General features: G+C 56.2%; 20 protein-coding genes. 13 read left to right on the top strand and 7 right to left on the bottom strand.

Annotated features, from left to right (window positions below):
• The first annotated feature begins 51 nt into the window (after positions 1-51).
• From AC0L7R_RS11405 to AC0L7R_RS11395, 3 genes are read left to right on the top strand one after another with little or no spacing between them, the layout of a single operon-like run.
• Positions 52-1,146, top strand: a complete 1,095-nt coding sequence (locus AC0L7R_RS11405) for an ATP-binding cassette domain-containing protein (protein WP_473657002.1) — start codon at positions 52-54, stop codon at positions 1,144-1,146.
• Positions 1,147-1,149: 3 nt separating this feature from the next.
• On the top strand, positions 1,150-2,016 hold the full coding sequence (locus AC0L7R_RS11400) for an ABC transporter permease subunit (RefSeq protein ID WP_473657001.1): 867 nt from the start codon (positions 1,150-1,152) through the stop codon (positions 2,014-2,016).
• Positions 2,013-2,867, top strand: coding sequence for an ABC transporter permease subunit (locus AC0L7R_RS11395; protein ID WP_473656999.1), 855 nt, complete (start codon positions 2,013-2,015; stop codon positions 2,865-2,867). The genes AC0L7R_RS11400 and AC0L7R_RS11395 overlap by 4 nt, the downstream gene beginning before the upstream one ends.
• 48 nt (positions 2,868-2,915) lie before the next feature.
• Here the strand turns inward: AC0L7R_RS11395 and AC0L7R_RS11390 are convergent, their stop codons facing one another.
• Positions 2,916-3,218, bottom strand: a complete 303-nt coding sequence (locus AC0L7R_RS11390; RefSeq protein WP_473656998.1) for a DUF2218 domain-containing protein — start codon at positions 3,216-3,218, stop codon at positions 2,916-2,918.
• A gap of 100 nt (positions 3,219-3,318) precedes the next feature.
• On the opposite strand from AC0L7R_RS11390, the gene AC0L7R_RS11385 reads away from it, so the two are divergent.
• The 10 genes from AC0L7R_RS11385 (at position 3,319) to AC0L7R_RS11340 (ending at position 14,280) form a co-directional block, all read left to right on the top strand.
• Entirely contained in the window at positions 3,319-4,221 is a 903-nt protein-coding gene (locus AC0L7R_RS11385) for an ABC transporter substrate-binding protein (RefSeq protein ID WP_473656997.1), read from the top strand.
• Between the two features lie 9 nt (positions 4,222-4,230).
• Positions 4,231-5,175: an iron chelate uptake ABC transporter family permease subunit gene (locus AC0L7R_RS11380; protein WP_473656995.1), complete on the top strand. Its 945-nt coding sequence runs from the start codon at positions 4,231-4,233 to the stop codon at positions 5,173-5,175.
• Positions 5,168-6,112: an iron chelate uptake ABC transporter family permease subunit gene (locus AC0L7R_RS11375; RefSeq protein WP_473656993.1), complete on the top strand. Its 945-nt coding sequence runs from the start codon at positions 5,168-5,170 to the stop codon at positions 6,110-6,112. The genes AC0L7R_RS11380 and AC0L7R_RS11375 overlap by 8 nt, the downstream gene beginning before the upstream one ends.
• The gene (locus AC0L7R_RS11370; RefSeq protein WP_473656992.1) at positions 6,109-6,870 is read left to right on the top strand and encodes an ATP-binding cassette domain-containing protein; all 762 of its coding nucleotides are present in this window, start codon (positions 6,109-6,111) and stop codon (positions 6,868-6,870) included. The genes AC0L7R_RS11375 and AC0L7R_RS11370 overlap by 4 nt, the downstream gene beginning before the upstream one ends.
• A 334-nt stretch (positions 6,871-7,204) precedes the next feature.
• Positions 7,205-8,785 carry an ABC transporter substrate-binding protein gene (locus AC0L7R_RS11365; protein ID WP_473656991.1) on the top strand — a complete coding sequence of 527 codons (1,581 nt, stop codon included), beginning with the start codon at positions 7,205-7,207 and terminating at the stop codon, positions 8,783-8,785.
• Between the two features lie 143 nt (positions 8,786-8,928).
• Positions 8,929-9,900, top strand: a complete 972-nt coding sequence (locus AC0L7R_RS11360; RefSeq protein WP_247126764.1) for an ABC transporter permease — start codon at positions 8,929-8,931, stop codon at positions 9,898-9,900.
• A complete protein-coding gene (locus AC0L7R_RS11355; RefSeq protein WP_473656989.1) occupies positions 9,897-10,847 on the top strand; it encodes an ABC transporter permease subunit in 951 nt (316 codons plus the stop codon). The genes AC0L7R_RS11360 and AC0L7R_RS11355 overlap by 4 nt, the downstream gene beginning before the upstream one ends.
• Positions 10,844-12,535, top strand: a complete 1,692-nt coding sequence (locus AC0L7R_RS11350; RefSeq protein WP_473656987.1) for a dipeptide ABC transporter ATP-binding protein — start codon at positions 10,844-10,846, stop codon at positions 12,533-12,535. The genes AC0L7R_RS11355 and AC0L7R_RS11350 overlap by 4 nt, the downstream gene beginning before the upstream one ends.
• A 45-nt stretch (positions 12,536-12,580) precedes the next feature.
• Positions 12,581-13,141: a cupin domain-containing protein gene (locus AC0L7R_RS11345; protein WP_473656986.1), complete on the top strand. Its 561-nt coding sequence runs from the start codon at positions 12,581-12,583 to the stop codon at positions 13,139-13,141.
• Between the two features lie 26 nt (positions 13,142-13,167).
• A complete protein-coding gene (locus AC0L7R_RS11340; protein ID WP_473656985.1) occupies positions 13,168-14,280 on the top strand; it encodes a M24 family metallopeptidase in 1,113 nt (370 codons plus the stop codon).
• Between the two features lie 31 nt (positions 14,281-14,311).
• Here the strand turns inward: AC0L7R_RS11340 and AC0L7R_RS11335 are convergent, their stop codons facing one another.
• The 6 genes from AC0L7R_RS11335 to hisD are packed head-to-tail and all read right to left on the bottom strand — an operon-like array spanning position 14,312 to position 19,570.
• Positions 14,312-15,415 (bottom strand): alpha-hydroxy-acid oxidizing protein, encoded by a 1,104-nt coding sequence (locus tag AC0L7R_RS11335; protein WP_473656984.1) that lies wholly within the window; start codon positions 15,413-15,415, stop codon positions 14,312-14,314.
• A complete protein-coding gene (comE, locus tag AC0L7R_RS11330) occupies positions 15,415-15,969 on the bottom strand; it encodes a sulfopyruvate decarboxylase subunit beta (RefSeq protein ID WP_473656983.1) in 555 nt (184 codons plus the stop codon). Before comE ends, AC0L7R_RS11335 begins: the two co-directional genes overlap by 1 nt.
• Positions 15,966-16,472, bottom strand: a complete 507-nt coding sequence (gene comD, locus AC0L7R_RS11325) for a sulfopyruvate decarboxylase subunit alpha (protein ID WP_247126778.1) — start codon at positions 16,470-16,472, stop codon at positions 15,966-15,968. The genes comE and comD overlap by 4 nt, the downstream gene beginning before the upstream one ends.
• A gap of 59 nt (positions 16,473-16,531) precedes the next feature.
• A complete protein-coding gene (locus tag AC0L7R_RS11320) occupies positions 16,532-17,512 on the bottom strand; it encodes an alcohol dehydrogenase catalytic domain-containing protein (RefSeq protein WP_473656982.1) in 981 nt (326 codons plus the stop codon).
• Complete coding sequence (locus AC0L7R_RS11315) at positions 17,509-18,270, bottom strand: SDR family oxidoreductase (protein WP_473656981.1); 762 nt, start codon at positions 18,268-18,270, stop codon at positions 17,509-17,511. Before AC0L7R_RS11315 ends, AC0L7R_RS11320 begins: the two co-directional genes overlap by 4 nt.
• Positions 18,263-19,570 carry a histidinol dehydrogenase gene (gene hisD / locus AC0L7R_RS11310; protein ID WP_473656980.1) on the bottom strand — a complete coding sequence of 436 codons (1,308 nt, stop codon included), beginning with the start codon at positions 19,568-19,570 and terminating at the stop codon, positions 18,263-18,265. Before hisD ends, AC0L7R_RS11315 begins: the two co-directional genes overlap by 8 nt.
• Between the last annotated feature and the right edge of the window lie 77 nt (positions 19,571-19,647).

Genomic DNA, 19,647 nt, shown 5'->3' with positions numbered 1-19,647 from the left:
AACACAGAGGGCGCATCGCTGCGCCCTCTTTTTACACTGCGAGGGTGCCCTTTGTCCGATCCCCATCCCGATCTTGTTTGCCGTGACCTGACCAAAGATTTCGATGCGTTCCGCGCTGTGGATCACGTCAGCTTTGACGTGCCGCAAGGATCATTCTTTTCCATCCTTGGCCCGTCTGGGTGTGGCAAGACGACCTTGCTGCGGATGATCGCGGGTTTTCAATCGCCCACGAGTGGTGATCTACGTATCAAGGGCAAATCGATGATCGGCGTGCCACCCAACAAACGGCCCGTGTCGATGGTGTTTCAGCATCTGGCGCTCTTTCCAACGATGAATATCGGCGACAACGTGGGCTTTGGTCTGCGACAACGCGGTGTCGGTAAATCCGAGATCAAGACCCGCGTCGAAGAGGTGCTTGCCCGTGTCGGTCTGCCCGGCGTGGCTGAGCGGCGGATCGACCAGATTTCGGGTGGTCAGAAACAACGGGTCGCGATTGCGCGCTGCATGGTGCTGGAACCCGATGTTCTGCTGCTGGACGAACCGCTTGGTGCGCTTGATCTCAAACTGCGCGAGCATATGAAGGTTGAGTTGAAATCGCTGCAAGCCGCGTTCAACACCACCTTTGTCTACATCACTCACGACCAATCCGAAGCGTTGGTGATGAGCGACAATATCGCCGTGATGAACAACGGCAAATTCGAACAGATCGGCACGCCGCACGACGTCTATCACGCGCCCGACACGGCGTTTGTCGCGGGCTTTGTCGGCGAGGCCAACAAGATCGACGCGAAGGTTACAGGCGTGGATGGATCGCTGCTGCACATCGTGTCGCAATACGGGACCGACATGAAGATCGATGCGCCCGCAAGCGGATTGACCGTGGGGCAGGGTGTACAGGTGTTTCTACGCCCTGAAGTGATTGAATTGACGACACAAAGTGACGGGGTGAACGTTTCGCAGGGTACGGTGGAATCGGTGTTGTTCAACGGTGCGAATTCCAGTGTCACCGTCAAGGACGGGGCAGGCGGTATGCTCAAGGTCGCACTTCCGCAAACCGGCGATTTCGCGCGCCTGCAACGCGGGGATAGCGTGTTCACCAAATGGGATCCGCGCCAGGCCCGCTGCTATGCTGTGACAGGGACGTAGACGATGACATCTGACACATCCCGCCTCGGGTTTTACCTGCTGCTTGCGCCGATCCTGCTGTGGTTGGTCGTGCTGATTATCCTGCCGCATGTGGGGCTGTTCATCGTCTCGATCAGCGAAAAAGTCGGACCACGCGAATATGAAACCGGTTTTGCCAATTATGCTGCGTTCTTTAACGAACCACTTTATTGGCGCACCTTTGCGCGGACGGCGATTATGTCGATCCTTGCGACGTTACTGACGCTGATCCTTGGTTTCCCGATTGCTTATTACATCGCAAAGCTGTCCCGTGGCCGCACTAAAACCACGTTGTTCTTGATGTGTATGATCCCGTTCTGGGTTTCCGAGCTTGTCCGCACATTTGGCTGGATGATCCTGTTGCGCGAAACGGGTGTGTTTTCGAACCTGCTACAATCGTTGGGCATCGTCGATGGACCGGTCGAGATGTTGTATAATGACGCCGCAATCATGGTGGGGCTGGTCTATACGTCGATCCTGTTCATGGTGGTGCCGCTTGTCACCACGCTTGATAGCCTTGACGATAGCCTGATTGAGGCGGGGTACGATCTGGGCGGAACAAGTACGTCGATCATGCGCGAGATTGTGATCCCGCACGCGATGCCCGGAATCGTGTCGGGCTGTATCGTGGTGTTTATGCTCTCGCTTGGCAATTACCTGACCCCGATCCTGTTGGGCGGCAAAGACAGTCTATGGTTCACCGGCATGATCTACACGCAATTTATCACGCGGTTTAACTGGGAATTGGGGTCGGCCTTCGGGTTCTTGTTGCTGGGTCTGTCATCGCTGGTTGTGTTCGCTGGGCTGAAACTGTCGCGCCAATCGCTGACTGATACGATGGGGCGCGCATGATCCCGACAGTCCCCCAACCCGCTTTCGCGAAATGGTGCTACCGCGCCTATGTCACCGCGTTCTTTATCTATCTGGCGCTGCCGTTGACGGTGGTCTGCGTCTTTGCATTCAACAACAGCGTGTTTCCGTCGTTGCCGTGGGAGGGCTTTACCCTTGCTTGGTTCTTCGGGACCGAGGCGCCGTTTATCGGCGTGTTCAATGAACGGGCGATTGTGCGTTCGATCGGCACATCGGCTTTTGTCGCGATGTGGGTGTCGGGCCTCGCGGTGTTCGTGGGCACCTGCAACGCATTCCTGTTTGTGCGCCATGATTTCCGCGGCAAAGCGTTTCTGTATGTGCTCATGCTCCTGCCGCTGATCATTCCGGGTGTGATCCTTGGCATTTCCATCCTCGTCTTTTCCAGTTCCATCGCGAATGCGTTGGAAGACGCGACAGGGCTGTGGTTCGACGGATTGCGTCCGGGTCTGATCCTCGTGATCCTTGGTCAATTTTCGTTCATCACAACCTTTGCGACGCTCGTAATCTCGGCTCGTCTGCAGAAATTCGACCCCAGTTTGGAAGAAGCTGCGTTGAACCTTGGTGCCAGCAAATGGGGCGCTATCCGGCAGATCACGCTTCCATTTTTATTGCCTGCGATTGTGGCCTCAGCCGTTGTGTCAGTGTTGATGAGTTTCGAGAATTTCAACACGACATTGATGCTGGTGGGATCGGATTCACCGCTGACCATCGCGATGTTCGATAAGCTGAAACAGGGATCAACGCCGGTGCTGAACGCGGTGTCGTTGCTGCTGATAATGGTGTCCGCGTTGCTTGGGGTGTTGTCGTTGTTGTTTCAGGGTCGCAAGGCGTAGGGCTGGTGAAAAAGAGAAGAGCGGTTACGCCTAGGCGGCGAACCCCGGCTAGTCCAACAATGAGACCCAGTTCATTTTGGTATACCCTTCGCGAAAAGCGAATGTTTCTAGATGGCTGTCGATTGCCCTGCGTGATCGTTCAAGACCTTCTTCGTTAGCTGCTGTCAAAACGACATCGAGCCGCACGGGTGTTGCTGTCAGCGTTGCTGAACCAAACGGGAACTGTGCAGTGCCGGACGTTTCATCGAACTGTACTTCAATTTTGTGGGCGAAGTGTTTGCACAATTGCTGAAGGTATCGGCTTGCGTGTGTGGTCGGGAATTGTCCGCGGTCTGACATTTCGACTTGCATGTGATTTTATCCTGAGTATTTGTGTCGGAAATTATACCTGACTGATTCACTCAATAATGTCTAGCCGCCGCCCGACGTTCTCTTACCTGAAAGGTTCACCATGAAAACGATGATCGTCGCGGCGGGTTTCGCCGCTATGCCTGTGCTGGCTCTGGCCCAAACTACCGAGATTGAAACCGCAGTTGGGGCGGTGACAGTTCCGGTGGCGCCCGAATCCGTAGTGACATTTGACCTTGCTGCATTGGACACGCTGACAGCACTTGGCGTTCCTGTTGCTGCCGTTCCGGTCATCGCGCCGCCGGCCTACCTTAAGGACGTGTTCGACGGTACGCCGACGGTGGGCACGCTGTTTGAACCTGATTTCGAAGCCTTGGCTGTCATGGCTCCGGACTTTATCATCGCTGGTGGGCGGTCGCAGTCGCAGGTTGAACCATTGTCCGCTATTGCACCAACCATCGACATGACCATCTCTGGCGACAATCTGCTGGAGGATGCGCAGGCGCGTGTCACGGCCTACGGCACGATGTTCGCGCAGCAAGACACGGCGACCGCGCTGCTGGCCGATCTTGATGTCGCCATTGAGAACGCGCGCAGCGTGACGGATGGGCAAGGCAACGCATTGATTGTCCTGACCAACGGCGGGAAGGTGTCCGCTTATGGTGACGATTCCCGATTTGGCTGGCTACATACTGCATTGGGATTGCCGGAAGCGTTCCCCGAGCTGAACGCCGAAACCCATGGCGAAGCGATTTCTTTTGAATTCATTGCGGAAGTAAACCCTGATTGGATTTTCGTTGTCGATCGTGGCGCGGCCATTGGCCAAGAGGGGGAAGCGGCAGCTGTGACGCTGGATAACCCGTTGGTCGCAGGCACGACGGCAGGTCAGAATGATCAGATTGTGTACCTCGATTCTGCGCGTCTGTACCTCGTGGGTGGTGGATACCAGTCCATGACGGGCACGATTGACGAGGTTGTTGCCGCGTTTTCCGCTGACCCAAGCTAAGGCAGGCCCGTGCAATACAGGCTCTATGCGGCCCTGACGCTCGCCCTTCTTGTGGGGGCGAGTTGTTTAATTGGGGTCGCCGATATTTTTGCAGGCGATCTTGATCGGCAAATGGTGATGCTGGTCAGTCGTTTGCCACGCACGTTCGCCGCACTTCTGGCGGGGGCCGGATTGGCGCTGGCGGGTGTGGTGGTACAGATGTCGGTGCAGAACAGGATGGTAGAGCCCAGTTTGGTTGGCACACCGGAATCCGCAATGCTTGGCCTTCTTATCGTAACGCTGATCGCACCCGGTGCCGCGCTGTTGATGAAAATGTCGGTCGCAGCCGCAACTGGTTTAATCGGAACGCTAGGATTTCTTTGGCTGGCCCGCCATGTGCCACGCCGTGATCCCGTGTTGTTGCCATTGGTCGGACTGATCTACGGCGGCATTATCGGTGCTGCCGTGTTGTGGTTGGCCTGGACGACAGACCTTGTGCAGTACATCGGTGTTTGGCAAAGCGGCGAGTTTTCGGGCGTGCTGCAGGGCAGGTACGAACTGCTTTGGGTTGTCGCAGCAATGGCCGCGCTGGTCTGGTTCGCGGCGGATCGCATTACCATGCTCGGCCTTGGTGAAGACGCGGCGCGCAGCCTTGGGTTGGATTACCGCCAAACCTTATTGGCGGGGCTGATCCTTGTGTCGATCATCGTGGCCGTCGTCGTGGTCAGTGTCGGGTCTATCCCGTTTGTCGGACTGGTTGTGCCCAATATCGTGTCGCGCTGGCGGGGCGATAATCTGCGCCGGAACTTGCCGCTTGTGGCATGGTTGGGCGGTTGCATGGTGCTGGGTTGTGACATCATTGGTCGCGTGATTCGCTTCCCCTATGAGATTCCCGCTGGAACGGTTTTCGCTGTGATCGGTGCGGGTATTTTCCTGTGGCTGTTGCACGCGGCCCCGAGGCAATCACATGGTTAAGCGTCGTCTGTTCTTCCTGATCGGCCTGCTGATTGCGGCTTGCGGTCTGTTTCTATTCTGGAATTTGCGTTCGCCGATGGGGTTCATCCTGTCGTTGCGATTTACTAAAGTGGCTGCACTCTGCGTGGTTGGTGCCGCGATTGGCACGGCCACGGTATTGTTTCAAACCATCGCGGCCAATCGCATGCTCACCCCCGGGATTGTCGGCTTTGACGCCCTGTTTGTATTCATTCAAACGGCATTGGTCCTGACATTGGGCGGGGTCGGCTTTGCTGCCCTGCCGTCTTTGGCGCAGTTCGGCATGGAAACGGCTATCCTTGTGATCGCGGCCGTTGCGCTGTTCAGCGTTCTTTTGCGCAATGGCGCAGAAGACATTTTGCGTCTCGTGTTAACGGGCGTCATTCTTGGCGTGTTGCTTCGGGGTTTGGCGGGATTGGCGCAACGCATGTTGGATCCATCCAAATTCTCAATCGTTCAGCAGGCCACCTTTGCCACTTTTGGGGTGGTTGACGAAACCCAATTGGCGGTTGCTGTTGTGATTCTTGGAGCAAGCCTTTTCGGCGCGCTAAAGATCGCACGCTATCTAGATGTGGTCGCGCTTGGGCGAAACGTGGCGCTGCCGCTGGGCGTTGATTATGACCGCGTCGTGTTCATGGCATTAGGCCTTGTGGCGTTGTTGGTGGCCACTTCAACCGCGCTTGTCGGGCCGATTACATTCTTGGGCCTGCTTGCGTCCAGTCTGGCCCATGCGGTCCTTCCGTCATGGCGTCACGCGCACCTTTTGCCCGCCGCAGCGCTGATCGGGGCGACCATCCTCGTCAGCGGACAATTCGTCTTTGAGCGCCTGCTCGGGTTGCAATCCACACTGACTGTTGTGGTTGAATTTGTGGGCGGCGGTCTTTTCCTTTTCCTCGTTTTGCGCAGGTCTCAACCATGATCCACGTCGAAAACTTAACGGTCACAAAGAACGGAACGGACATCTTGAAGGATGTGTCGCTGAAGTTCGGGCAGGGTGGGATTACTGCCCTCATCGGTCCCAATGGTGCGGGGAAATCGACCCTGCTGACCGCGATGGCTGGACTGATCAAGAAAACGCAGGGGCAGGTTACGGTGGAAGGGAGCGACATGATCAACGCCCGGCCAGCCGAACGGGCCAGCCGCGTGGCGTTGCTTGCGCAGAACGAACAGGTCACCGCACGGCTTAGCGTGCGTGAACTAGTGAGCTTCGGACGTTGGCCCCATCACCAAGGACGCCCCAAAGAAGAAGATCACCGCAAGATAGCCGACGCGATCGCGGCATTTGATTTGGGTGCTTTGGCAGACCGTCGATTGGATTCCCTGTCTGGCGGTCAACGCCAACGGGCGTTTTTTGCAATGGCATGGGCCCAAGAAACGCCGTGGTTGCTGTTGGATGAACCGTTATCTGCGCTTGATCCGCGTCATGTACGCGACATCATGGATCGGCTGCATGCGCTGACCAGACCCGGCCAAACCCAACGTAGCGTCATCATTGTGCTGCACGACCTTGGGGTCGCAGCACGCTATGCGGACCGAATCGTCGCCTTGAAAGACGGACGATTGGTCGTCACTGGCCCGCGCATCCTGACCATGACTGGCCCGATGTTGAGCGATCTATTCGAAACCGGTCTGGCAATGAAACAAGTCGCCGGTCATGACGTCGTGGTGCCAAGTTAAAGGCGAGGCGAGTTTAAAGGGTCTTTTGCAACTGATCATGCTTGCCACACTGCCGAAGCTCTGGCAGGCTTTGCACAGGTAGATAGCGATCTGCGGATCGGTCGTTCCTAACGCCACAAAAATAATTATTGTAAATCCTAAGTTTTATTTCTACCGTCACCCCACGCCCAATTGGGTATCGATACTTAGGGGCTGAAATAATAATATAAATCAAAGATTTACCCCATTAAGACGCGCGATTCCGAAAAAGACGCGTCATACGACCGGATTTGCAGCCGGTTCCCAAACCAACAAAACTGTCTGCTTAAAAACCAACACGAACGGAGAGGTTACTATGAAAAAAACAACTGCCCTTTTGACGGTTGCGGCACTGATGTCGTCCGCCGCTGTGGTCAATGCTGAAACACTTCGCTGGGCCCGTGCGGGCGACGCGCTGACGCTTGATCCGCATTCTCAAAACGAAGGCCCCAGCCACACCATGCGTCACCAGATGTATGAGCCGCTGATCATTCGCGATACTGCCGGGAACTTTGTCCCAACACTTGCGACTGACTGGGCGCCAAGTGCTGACAACCCGAATGTGTGGGTTTTCAATTTGCGCGAAGGTGTGAAATTCCACGATGGCGCTGATTTCACAGCAGAAGACGTGGTCTTCAGCTTTGAGCGTGCAAAGCAGCCAAACTCTGACATGAAAGAACTGATTGGTTCGATCACTGCTGTTCGCGCTGTCAGCGATTACGTGGTTGAGATCGAAACAGACGGCCCAAACCCGATTCTGCCATCCAACCTGACCAACCTGTTCATGATGGACAAGGATTGGACAGAGGCGAACGACACCGTCAACGTGCAAGACTTTGAAGGCGGCGAGATCACTTTTGCTACGACAAACGTCAACGGCACTGGTGCGTATACGCTTGTCAGCCGTGAGCCAGACGTGAAAACCGTTATGGCCCGCAACGAAGCCTACTGGGGTCGCGACGAATTCCCGCTGGAAGTCAGCGAAATTGTCTACACACCAATTCAGAACGCCGCGACCCGCGTAGCTGCGTTGTTGTCTGGTGAAATCGACTTCTTGCAGGATATGCCGGTTCAGGATTTGGCGCGCGTAGGCGATGCTGAAGGTCTTGTTGTGAAGCAAGCCCCACAGAACCGCGTGATCTTCTTTGGTATGAACCAAGGTGCTGACGATATCGAAGCTGATGACGTTGATGGTGCAAACCCGTTGGCTGACGTTCGCGTTCGTAAAGCGATGTCCATGGCGATCAACCGCGATGCGATTCAACAGGTCGTTATGCGTGGTCAGTCCGAACCAGCAGGCATGATTGCCCCGCCATTCGTAAACGGCTGGACTGCTGAAATGGACGGCGAAAGCGTCACTGACGTTGAAGGCGCCAAGGCGCTGATGGCTGAAGCTGGCTACGAAGATGGGTTCTCTATCCGTTTGGATTGCCCGAATGACCGTTACATCAACGATGAAGCTATTTGTCAGGCGGCTGTTGGCATGTTGGGGCAGATCGGTGTCACCGTGAACCTTGATGCCATTCCGAAGGCGCAGCACTTCCCGAAAATCACCGATGGTGCGACGGATTTCTACATGCTGGGTTGGGGTGTTCCAACTTACGATTCTGAATACATCTTCAACTTCCTCGTGCACGGTCGTGAAGACGACATCGGGACATGGAACGGCACTGGCTACGACAACGATGAGCTGGACGAAACCATCAAGTCGCTTGCATCCAACACCGATCTTGACGCGCGTAACGCGGACATCGCCAGCATCTGGCGTGTGATCCAAGACGAGCAGCTTTACATCCCGATCCACCACCAGGTGCTGAACTGGGGTATGGCTGAAAACGTTGGCATCGAGGTCGATCCAGAGGATCAGCCACGCGTCAAATACTTCACTATGCAGTAACTTCGCATGACGGCGCGCCCGTTTGATGTGGGCGCGCCTTTTCGACTGGACAGGTGGGGCAGGCTGCCCCCGTCCAGTTTCCAATCCTTTCCAAACTTGTCCAGCGGCCCGTCGGGCTGCGCTGGCAAAGCAAGGCCTTCGCGATGCTGCCGTTTATCCTTAAACGCATATTCCAGTCCCTTTTGGTGTTGATCATCACCGGGGCAATTGCGTTTTCAATGTTCACCTTTGTGGGCGATCCCATTGACAACATGCTGGGTCAAGAACGCACGATGGAAGACATCGAACGTCTGCGCGCGCAGCTTGGTCTGGATCGACCGATCCCCGTGCAATACGTGAAATTCTTGGGCGAAGCCGTGCAGGGCAATTTCGGCGTCAGCTACCGGCAAGGCCGCGAAGTATCCGAAATTATCATGGAACGCGCCCCCGCAACGCTGGAGTTGGCCGCACTTTCCGCCATTTTCGCCATCGTCGTAGGGATTGCACTGGGTGTGTTCACCGCGATCCGCCGCGACGGGTTTGTTGCGAATTTTATCATGTCCGCCTCATTGATCGGGGTGTCCTTGCCGACGTTTCTGATCGGGATTTTGTTGATCTATCTGTTCTCTGTTGAACTCGGATGGTTACCGAGCTTTGGCCGCGGCGAAGTTGTGCAGATTGGCTGGTGGACCACTGGTTTCTTGACGGAATCCGGTTTGAAAGCCCTAATCCTGCCGTCGATCACGCTGGGCCTGTACCAGATGACACTGATCATGCGTCTTGTCCGATCCGAAATGCTCGAGGTCCTGCGTCAAGACTACATCCGGTTTGCCCGCGCTCGTGGCCTGAGCGAACGGGTCATCAATTTTCGCCATGCCTTGAAGAATACCATGGTGCCGGTGATTACGGTGATCGGTCTTCAGCTTGGCGCGATTATCGCTTTTGCGATCATTACTGAAACCGTGTTTCAGTGGCCCGGTTTGGGCTTGTTGTTCATCAACGCAATTCAGTTTGTCGATATTCCGGTGATGGCCGCGTATCTGATGATGATTTCGGTGATGTTTGTCGTCATCAACCTTCTGGTGGATATCTTATATGCCTTCATTGATCCTCGTCTTAGGGTGGCCGCGAAATGACTGATCACCCGAATTCCACAACCGAGGTCGTGCCGTCACGTCTGCGCCGCGCGCTTGATAGCGACTTGTTCTACGCCTTTAAACGGTCCCCCGTTGCGATGGTGTCTGCGGTGGTTGCCACTTTGCTGATCATGTCGGCGGTGTTTGCGCCGCTGATAGCACCCACCAACCCGTTTGATCCGTCGTCATTGAACCTGATGAACGGGTTTACGCCACCGACGGAGCCGAATGCCTTCACTGGCGAAACTTTCTTGCTAGGCACCGACGATCAGGGCCGCGATGTATTTTCTACTATTCTTTACGGGATGCGGATTTCACTATTCGTGGGCTTCGCTGCTGTGTTGTTTGCCGTCGTGCTTGGCATTTTCTTGGGCCTGCTTGCGGGTTATTTTGGCGGCTGGGCCGACAGTTTCATCATGCGGGCAGCCGACGTGCAGTTGACGTTCCCGTCGATCTTGGTGGCGATGCTGATCTTCGGGATCGCCAAGGGGATCACGCCTGTTGAAAACCGGGACCAAATGGCGATCTGGGTCCTAATCCTTGCGATTGGCCTGTCCGATTGGGTGCAGTTTGCCCGCGTCGTGCGCGGGGCTACGCTGGTGGAAAAAGGCAAAGACTACGTATCGGCTGCGCGGCTGATCGGGCGAAAGCCTTTTATCATCATGTTACGCCACATCCTGCCGAACATTTTGTCGCCCGTGTTGGTGATCGCTACGATTTCACTGGCACTTGCAATCATCGCAGAAGCCACGCTGAGCTTTCTGGGCGTCGGCGCACCTGCCACGCAGCCGTCCTTGGGCACGCTGATCCGCGTCGGCCAAGGTTTCTTGTTCTCAGGCGAATGGTGGATCCTGTTCTTCCCAGCCTGCACTTTGCTTGCGCTGGCCCTGAGCGTGAACATGCTGGGCGACTGGCTGCGTGACGCTTTGAACCCGAGGTTAAAATGACCGAACCTGTCCTTTCCATCCGTGACCTGACCGTCGAAATCCCGACCCGGCACGGCCTGTTCAAGCCTGTGCGCAACGTGACCTACGACATCCGTCCCGGTGAAATCCGTGGCGTGGTTGGCGAAAGCGGGGCGGGCAAGTCGATGACCGGTAATGCCGTGATTGGCCTGCTGGATGATCCTGCGCGTATCGCGTCTGGTGAGATTTGGCTGAAGGGGCGTCGTATCGACAACCTGAGCGTTGAAGAACAACGCGCCATTCGGGGCCGTGAGATCGGGATGATCTTTCAGGATCCGCTGACGTCGCTCAACCCGCTGTTTACCATTGGTGAACAACTGGTTGAGACGATCCAGTTGCACCTCAAGGTTTCCGCCAAAGAAGCCAAAGAACGTGCCTTGGCTTTGCTTGATCGAGTGTCGATCCCCGATCCCAAGACCCGCTTTGACCAGTACCCGCACCAATTTTCTGGCGGTATGCGGCAACGTGTGGTGATTGCATTGGCGCTGTGTTCAGAGCCGTCCGTCATCGTGGCTGATGAACCGACAACCGCGCTGGACGTTTCGATCCAAGCTCAAGTGCTTGATCTGATCAAGGAACTGGCCCGCGAGACCCAAGTTGGTGTGATCCTTGTGACCCACGACATGGGCGTGATCGCGGATACCACCGAACAAGTCACGGTGATGTACAACGGGCAAGTCGTGGAAAACGGGTCTACCGACCAAGTTCTCAGCGCGCCGAAGCATGAATATACCAAGTCACTGATTTCCGCCGTGCCGCGTCCGCAGGTCAAACTGCACCGTTTCCCGCAGGTCAGTTATGGTGGCCGTGAGACGACGTTCAAGATTGAAGACCTCGCGCGGAACTGGACCAAATCAGAACCGTCGAAATCCGGCAAGCTGCTTGAGGTCGAGGGGATCACGAAGAAATTCCTCGAAAAATCAGCGATCCTGCCGTCGTGGCGGACCTATTTTACGGCTGTGGACGAGGTATCGTTCGATATCAAAGACGGAGAGGTCTTCGGGCTTGTCGGCGAAAGCGGGTCTGGTAAATCCACCGTTGCGCGGATGATCGGCACGCTGCTTGATGTGGACGGTGGCCGTATCAAGTTTGACAGTGATGATGTGACTGCGATGACGCCTGCCGAAATTGCAGGGTATCGTCGCCAAATCCAAATGATCTTCCAAGACCCGTTTTCCAGTCTTAATCCACGGATGAAGGTCGAAAGCATCGTTGCCGAACCGCTGGTGCACCACAAAATCCTGCCGCCTGACCAGATCAGCGGGCGGGTGCAGGAATTGCTAGATCGTGTCGGGCTGACCCGTGCTGCTGCGGCGAAATATCCGCACGAATTTTCGGGCGGGCAACGCCAACGGATTTCCATCGCGCGGGCCTTGGCCACGCAGCCACGGTTCCTGATCTGTGACGAACCGACCAGCGCTTTGGATGTGTCTATTCAGGCGCAAATTCTGAACATTCTAAAGGATTTGCAAGAACACCTTGGCCTGACCATGCTGTTTATTAGCCACGATCTGCCGGTTGTCCGCCAAATGTGCGACCGCGTTGGTGTGATGAAACAAGGCCAATTGGTCGAAGTGCAAGACACCGAGACGCTGTTCGCCAATCCGCAGCAGGACTACACTAAGAAGCTGCTAGAGCTGATGCCACGGCTCGCGCAGTTGTCGGGGTAAGCCATGATCGGGGGGGGGAGTATCGAACCAGCCAAGCTGGGTCAGATGATCCGCAAATGCCGGCAGCAGCGCAAGCTGACGCTGAAGGAATTGTGCGACAACGCCGGCATATCCGTGGGGTATCTGTCGCAGGTTGAACGCGGCAATGCGACGCCGTCGCTGGGCACGCTCGCGCAGATTTCTCATGCTTTGGATCTGGGGCTGGATTACTTTGTGGCCCGCCCGAAACCGGGGGATGCGGTGTCTTATGCGGATAAACGGCCGAAGTTTTCGATTTCGGATTCGGGCGTGACGTATGAGGCGTTAAGCTCCGAATTTCCTGGTCACGAACTGTCTGCCTATATCATGAACTGCCCACCCGGATTTGTGTCTGAGACGTTCCAGCACGAGGGTGAGGAGTTCATTTATATCCTTAGCGGCTCTATCGAGAAAACACTGGACGGAGAGGCCTTTACCCTGCGCGAGGGTGACAGTCTGCATTACAACGGCATGACCCCGCACGCTTGGAAAACGCTGGGCGACACGCCAGCCCGGATGATGTGGACGGGCACATTGGTTGTGCTGCAAGGACCGACAAAAAACTGGCTGCCCGGCCAAGACGGCTAGGGCGTTTATCGCAACTGGAGGGTCGTATGACTGACATCACAGACAACAGATTGGCACGGTTGCGTCAGCGTATGGCCGACACGCACACCGATTTAGTCGCTATCGGTCCCAGCAGTCACATGCAGTGGTTGTTAGGGCTGAACCCGCATGGCGATGAACGCCCTGTGATGGCTTTGGTGACGGCTGATAACGCTGGTGTCCTGATGCCAAAGTTGAACGCCGACGCCGCGCGCACCCAATGCGACAGCGTCCCGTTTTATGAATGGAGCGATACGGACGGCCCGCTGGATGCGCTGACTGCGTTGGTCACTGAACTTGACGTCAAACGTTCCGGCCTCAGCGTCGTACTTGATGAAATGATGCGGGCGGATTTCGCGTTCTTGCTACTCGATCAGCTTGACGCCCCAACTCGCCGGTTTACCCAAGACACGATCGGACTGTTGCGGGCGGAAAAGGATGCCGATGAACACAAGCTGCTGCGCGACTGCGCCCGCCTGAACGACAGCGCATTTGAACTGGCCTTTGCGTCGTTGCGCACCGGTATGTCTGAAAACGACGTCAAAACGATCATCGTCGAACACTACCGCGCCCATGGGGCAGAGCCGGCGTTCTGTATCGTGGCTTTTGGTCCAAACAGTGCCTTCCCGCATCACCATACGGGTGCGGATGTGTTGCAACCCGAGATGGCTGTGCTGATTGATGCGGGTTGCCGGTTGAACGGTTATCCGTCTGATATGACGCGGTGTGCGTGGTACGGGGATACGCCTGAGCCTGAGTTCACACAGGTCGCGGGTATTGTGGAAGATGCGGTGCAGGCGGCGTTGTCTGCGGCCAAACCCGGTGTTGCGTGCAGCGCAATTGATGGTGCCGCGCGCGGCGTGATTGAAATTGCAGGCTATGGTGCTGCGTTTTCACATCGGACGGGGCACGGGTTAGGCGTTGATGTGCATGAACCGCCCTATATGACGGCGAGTAATGATCAGGCCCTGACCGCTGGAAACGTCTTTTCGATTGAACCGGGTATTTATTTGACGGACGCTTTCGGCATCAGGCTAGAGGACATCGTTCATCTTGGACCTGATGGGCCAGAAGTTCTGTCCGGTTTGTCCCGGAAGGTGTTACAGATCGCACCCCGCTAGGGGGTCGTGACGTCACCGCGCTGGACGAAACCTATGATTTGCCCAAAAGGTCGATCACGCCGGTTTGTGCCATTGCGGAAGACAGTTCTTCACTGAAAACATCCCATATCTTGTTCAATCCCGCTTCGCCGGCTGCAGCGATTGCGAATTGCAGGGACCGTCCAAAGAACGTGAAATCCGCACCAACATTCATGGCTTTCAGAACGTCTTCACCAGAGCGTAGGCCACTGTCGTAGAACAAAGGGAATTCATTGCCGACCGCCGTGCGGATGTGCGGCAGCCGATCTATCGGGGCAGGGGCGCTTTCGAGCTGACGTGACCCGTGGCTGGACACCTGAATGCCGTCCACGCCCGCATTCTTTAGGGCAACGGCATCTTCGACATTCACGACGCCTTTGACGACCAGGTTTCCGGACCACATGTCGCGCAATCGCGAAAGGGTGTCCCAGTCGGCCTTCGCACGACTTTCGGTCCGGTCGAAAGCATAGCCGTCCATTTCAAAATTCGCCATTTGCGGTTTCCCCGTGGCCAGTTGGCTTAATGACCAACGAGGGTGCAGGGCAAAATCGATGAATTGGCGTGGGCCGATTGTGAACGGCATCTTGAAACCGTGACGCAATTCGCGTGGTCGACGCCCGACTTCTGGCACATCGACGGTTAAGACCAGAGTTTCGTAGCCTGCAGCGCGCGCCCGTTCGACAAGCTTGAATGTGCCTTGCCCGTCACCGCTAAAATACAGCTGAAACCACGCGTGCCCGTCGGCCGTTTCGATGATCTTTTCCAGCGGGGTTGATGCGACCGTCGATACCCCATGGGGCACGTGGTAGCGCGCAGCGAGCCGTGCGAGCATCATATCCGCGTCCGGTCCGCTGAGATTGCACATACCCATTGGCGCGATGCCAAATGGTCGATGCGCGGACGTCCCGAAAATGGATGTGCCGAGATTGCGCTGACTGACGTCCCGCAAGATACGGGGTTCTAGCGTGATCGCATCCAAGGCAGCACGGTTACGCTTTGCCCCCACTTCCGCCCCCGCGGCCCCGTCGATATAGTCGAACACCATCCAAGGGAGCCTGCGTTTGGCCAGCCGCCGCGCATCGTTTGCAGAATGGATATGCGCGGCAGCGTTGAACATTAGGACGCCACGGCCTTCATAAAGCGGTCTTTGATGACGACGGGGTCCATGGTGATCACGGGCAGCTTGATATTGCCGCTGTCACATTTGCACACGATGATGGTCATCTCGTCGCTGTCGATGGCGTCCTGCAGCACTGGACTGAGGTCTTTGTCCTGCACTTCGACGACGTTGTCGCAGCCACATGCCCGCGCAACATCAGTCAGGTTCGTCTTTTGGCCTGCGTAGGTTGGCTGGTCGCCTGTTGATCCGTAAGACCCGTTGTCGATGATCAGCAGGGTGTAGTTGCCCGTGGCATTGTTCGCGATTGTGGGCAATGTGCCTAGGTTCGTCAAAACCGACCCGTCGCCATCAATAGAGATGACAGGTTTCGGTTGCGACAAGGCCAGACCAAAGCCGATAGAAGACGACAGACCCATTGTGCCCAACATGTAAAAGTTGGTCGGCTGATCGTCGATCATATGCAGTTCTTGGCTTGGTAGTCCGATGTTACAAACCACGAGGTGATCACGGATGATAGGTGCGATTTCTTTTAAGATTTCAGAACGGATCATTGGTCCCCGTAGCCCCCCCAGAAGTTGGCGTCGGTCAGGATCGCCACAGGTTTGTTGCACATGAAGGTATACTTCAGGATGTTGTCGAATTCTTCGACGTCCTTTTGCCAATGGAAGTGGTACGTCGGGATGTTCATCTGCGCCAGCAGCGCTTTTGTATGCACGGCCATTTCCACCTGACACGCGACGGGTTCGCGCAATTCTCCACGGTAGGAGATGATCATCGGCAAAGGCATCCGGTAGTATTGGATCAGTGTGGCCAGCGTATTGATCGTTACACCAATCGCGGTGTTCTGCATAATGATCGCAGGGCGTTTGCCTGCCATATGCGCACCGGCGCACAGGCCCATGCCTTCGTCTTCTTTGTTGGATGGGATGTGGAAGATATCGTCGCGCTTTTCGACTTCATCAATCACACCTGCCAATTGTTTGCATGGCACGGTCGTGACAAATGACACGTCGTTCGCAACAAGATCGTCGCAGATCTTCTTGTCGATGTTCATGAGGTTGGAACCTTTCAGGCTTGAGTAGAAAAGAGATGTTTTTGTCAGAGCGGGTCAGATCAGTCCCATGGGCTGAGAACGATCTTAGGTGCTGCAACGCGACCCGCACGTAGATCCCGAAACGCCTGCGCGCCGTTGGACAAAGGTCGGTTGTCCGTCCAGTCCAGTGGACCAAGACGTCCGTCGTAGATCGCGGCGGCTGTGTCCCTGAAATCTTGCGCGGTGTAGGTATACGTCCCGATAAAAGTGATTTCCTGAAGCGTGGCCCGACGGACGTCGAACCCCGGTGCATCATCGCCCAATCCGACATGAGCGATGACACCGCCCGGTTCCACAAGATTAGATGCAGTCGCGCGTGTTCCACCGTACCCAACGGCATCGACGACAAGCGGGGCGGGACCGGATGCTTCTGCTACGGCAGTTTGGCCGCAATGATCGTTAAGATAGGCGCGACGCGCATCATTGGGTTCGATGATTGTGACGTCCGGCATGTCCATCGCTTGCAACGCAAGTGCCGCAGCAAGCCCGATTGCGCCGCCACCAATGACGATGGCGCGTCGATCCATCGATGGATGCAAGGCGTCGATCCCTAAACGTGCGGCGTGCCAGCTGACGGCCAAGGGTTCAGCAAGCGCCGCTTTGGACAAGGCGATGTTGTCGGGCACTTCGACCAGATTACGCATGGGCATGGCGATGAATTGCGCAAATGCGCCTTCGCGTGGCGGCATCGAAATGATTTCGCGCTTCGGACACAGGTTTTCGCGACCCGCTTTGCAGGCAGGGCAGACCAGACAGGACACTAGCGGATTGACCGTCACGCGCATGCCGTCGTGATCACCACCCACAATAGTACCTGCAGCTTCGTGGCCAAGGATCAGCCGGGCAGGGCGACGCGCATCATGGCCAAGATAGGCGTGCATGTCGGACCCGCAGATGCCGACCGCCTCAACACGGATCAGCTGTTCGTCGGTTCCGGCGACTGCATCAGGGACGTCGCGGAAATTAAGGGTTTCAACCCCGTCATAAACCAAAGCTTTCATTTTGCGGTAAACCCTCCATCAACCATCAATACCTGCCCCGTCACGTAGGACGACGCGTCAGAGCACAAGAACAGGATCGGCCCATCGATGTCTTCGACACCGCCGTTGCGCCCCATGCAGGTCTGGGCCGCGTTGCGCGCGGCGCGGTCTGCGTCGTCGAACACCGCTGCCGTCAATTCGGTTGGAAAGAACCCGGGCCCAATCGCGTTGGCTGTGATGTTAAAGGGTGACCAGCTTTCCGCCATGGCGCGCGTAAGTTGCCCGATGGCCCCTTTGGTTGCGCCATATGCAATCCCGCCGGGGAACGCGCGGGTTGTCTGCAGGGACGCGAAGTTGACGATCCGCCCCCAGCGTTTTTCTTTCATCGCAGGAACCAGCGCCTGACTGAGGAAGAATGGCGCGTTCAGATTAATCGCAATGGTTTTGTCCCAACCGTCCGGTGTGACATCATCAGCGGCTTCACGAGTGTTCAGCCCCGCAGCATGAACAACAATGTCGGGCGACCCAAAGGGCGCCGCAATCGCAGCGGCCACATCCGCAATACCATCCCGATCCGCGACATCCGCAATGACCGCCGCTGCAGGTGGGCCAATTTCATGGCAAAGATCGTCGAGTGCTTCGCCACGGCGGGCGACGCCGACGACACGTGCGCCAGCCTCTGCCAAGACCAGTGCGGCGCGGCGACCTAGACCGGAACTGGCCCCTGTCACACATGCGACCTTTCCGCTAAGGTCAAAGAGCGAATTGGGATCAATCATGGGCGCTCAAATCGAAGTTTTCGGTGGGGAAATACTTTGCCAGCCGTACGTCAGCGGCGCGGGCGTGGCCTTCCATACCTTCGAGCCGTGAAATCCGTGCTGTGGCGATGGCGACATCTTTGGATGCCTCTTGCGTGGCGCGCTGCCATGTGACGATTTTCATGTACTTGTGCACCGAAAGCCCGCCCGTATATCCGGCCGCACCAGACGTCGGCAAAACGTGGTTCGTGCCTGATGCCTTATCACCGTATGATACGGTGGTTTCTTCCCCCAAGAATAGCGATCCGTAGCAGGTCAGATTATCAAGCCACCAGTCGAGGTCTGATGCTTGGACCGTCAGGTGTTCGGGGGCGTATTCATCGCTGCACGCGGCCATATCGACGCGGTCATTGCAGACGATAACTTCTGCATAGTCGCGCCAAGCGGCGAATGCGTTTTCACGGTTTAATTCGGGTAGGTCTGCGATCAGATCAGGCACGATAGCCATGACTTTTTCCGCAAGAGCGCGGTCGTCGGTGACAAGCCATACGGGGCTATTATAACCGTGTTCCGCCTGTGACACCAAATCTGTAGCGACGATATGGGCGTCCGCATCTTTGTCGGCCAAGATCAGACTGTCAGTTGGGCCCGCGATCATATCGATCCCCACGCGCCCGAAAAGAATGCGTTTGGCTTCAGCAACAAACTGATTGCCTGGGCCTACGATAATATTGGCTTTCGGCAGATCAAAAAGTCCGTAGGTCATGGCAGCCACGCCCTGCACGCCACCCATAGCTAGGATTTTGTGAGCGCCGCAGATATGCGCCGCGTACACAATCGCAGGGGCCACGCCGACATCAGGGCGGGGAGGAGAGCATGCGGTGATATGCTTGCAACCGGCGACTTTCGCAGTTGTGACCGTCATGATTGCAGAGGCGATGTGGCTGTAACGTCCACCGGGAACATAGCAGCCCGCCGCATCAACCGGGATCGCTTTCTGACCGGCGACGTAACCCGGTGAAATTTCCATTTCGACGTCTGCGACTGTGCCTTTTTGAAGTTCGGCAAAGCGTTTGACGTTATCATGTGCAAATCGAATGTCTGCTTTCAGTTTCTCAGGAACCAACGCACATGCAGCGTCGATGGCTTCTTGGCTCAACATGATGTCGCCGTCGTAGCGATCAAACTTTGCGGCGTATTCAAGCGCCTTTGCGTCTCCGCCGTTTTCGATGTCGGACAGTATGCCAACGACAGTGTCATGCACATCTGACGCGCCGGAGGCAGACGTTAGCGACGCTTTTTTGAGATATTCACGGGTCATAAGTTAGCGATCCTATTTGTGAATTTTGGGAAGAAAAGTGTGAGAGCCGCAAGGGCGTGAAGAATGACGAAGCAAAG

Source organism: Yoonia sp. D2-7, assembly GCF_055809435.1.
Note: the sequence above shows the minus strand (reverse complement) of the source record. Positions and strands in the feature narration are given on the sequence as shown.

Coding starts and splice junctions, on each gene's coding strand:
- AC0L7R_RS11400 (WP_473657001.1), top strand. CDS start 1,150: ATGACATCTGACACATCCCGCCTCGGGTTTTACCTGCTGCTTGCGCCG.
- AC0L7R_RS11395 (WP_473656999.1), top strand. CDS start 2,013: ATGATCCCGACAGTCCCCCAACCCGCTTTCGCGAAATGGTGCTACCGC.
- AC0L7R_RS11390 (WP_473656998.1), bottom strand. CDS start 3,218: ATGCAAGTCGAAATGTCAGACCGCGGACAATTCCCGACCACACACGCA.
- AC0L7R_RS11385 (WP_473656997.1), top strand. CDS start 3,319: ATGAAAACGATGATCGTCGCGGCGGGTTTCGCCGCTATGCCTGTGCTG.
- AC0L7R_RS11375 (WP_473656993.1), top strand. CDS start 5,168: ATGGTTAAGCGTCGTCTGTTCTTCCTGATCGGCCTGCTGATTGCGGCT.
- AC0L7R_RS11370 (WP_473656992.1), top strand. CDS start 6,109: ATGATCCACGTCGAAAACTTAACGGTCACAAAGAACGGAACGGACATC.
- AC0L7R_RS11365 (WP_473656991.1), top strand. CDS start 7,205: ATGAAAAAAACAACTGCCCTTTTGACGGTTGCGGCACTGATGTCGTCC.
- AC0L7R_RS11360 (WP_247126764.1), top strand. CDS start 8,929: ATGCTGCCGTTTATCCTTAAACGCATATTCCAGTCCCTTTTGGTGTTG.
- AC0L7R_RS11355 (WP_473656989.1), top strand. CDS start 9,897: ATGACTGATCACCCGAATTCCACAACCGAGGTCGTGCCGTCACGTCTG.
- AC0L7R_RS11350 (WP_473656987.1), top strand. CDS start 10,844: ATGACCGAACCTGTCCTTTCCATCCGTGACCTGACCGTCGAAATCCCG.
- AC0L7R_RS11345 (WP_473656986.1), top strand. CDS start 12,581: ATGATCCGCAAATGCCGGCAGCAGCGCAAGCTGACGCTGAAGGAATTG.
- AC0L7R_RS11340 (WP_473656985.1), top strand. CDS start 13,168: ATGACTGACATCACAGACAACAGATTGGCACGGTTGCGTCAGCGTATG.
- AC0L7R_RS11335 (WP_473656984.1), bottom strand. CDS start 15,415: ATGTTCAACGCTGCCGCGCATATCCATTCTGCAAACGATGCGCGGCGG.
- comE (WP_473656983.1), bottom strand. CDS start 15,969: ATGATCCGTTCTGAAATCTTAAAAGAAATCGCACCTATCATCCGTGAT.
- comD (WP_247126778.1), bottom strand. CDS start 16,472: ATGAACATCGACAAGAAGATCTGCGACGATCTTGTTGCGAACGACGTG.
- AC0L7R_RS11320 (WP_473656982.1), bottom strand. CDS start 17,512: ATGAAAGCTTTGGTTTATGACGGGGTTGAAACCCTTAATTTCCGCGAC.
- AC0L7R_RS11315 (WP_473656981.1), bottom strand. CDS start 18,270: ATGATTGATCCCAATTCGCTCTTTGACCTTAGCGGAAAGGTCGCATGT.
- hisD (WP_473656980.1), bottom strand. CDS start 19,570: ATGACCCGTGAATATCTCAAAAAAGCGTCGCTAACGTCTGCCTCCGGC.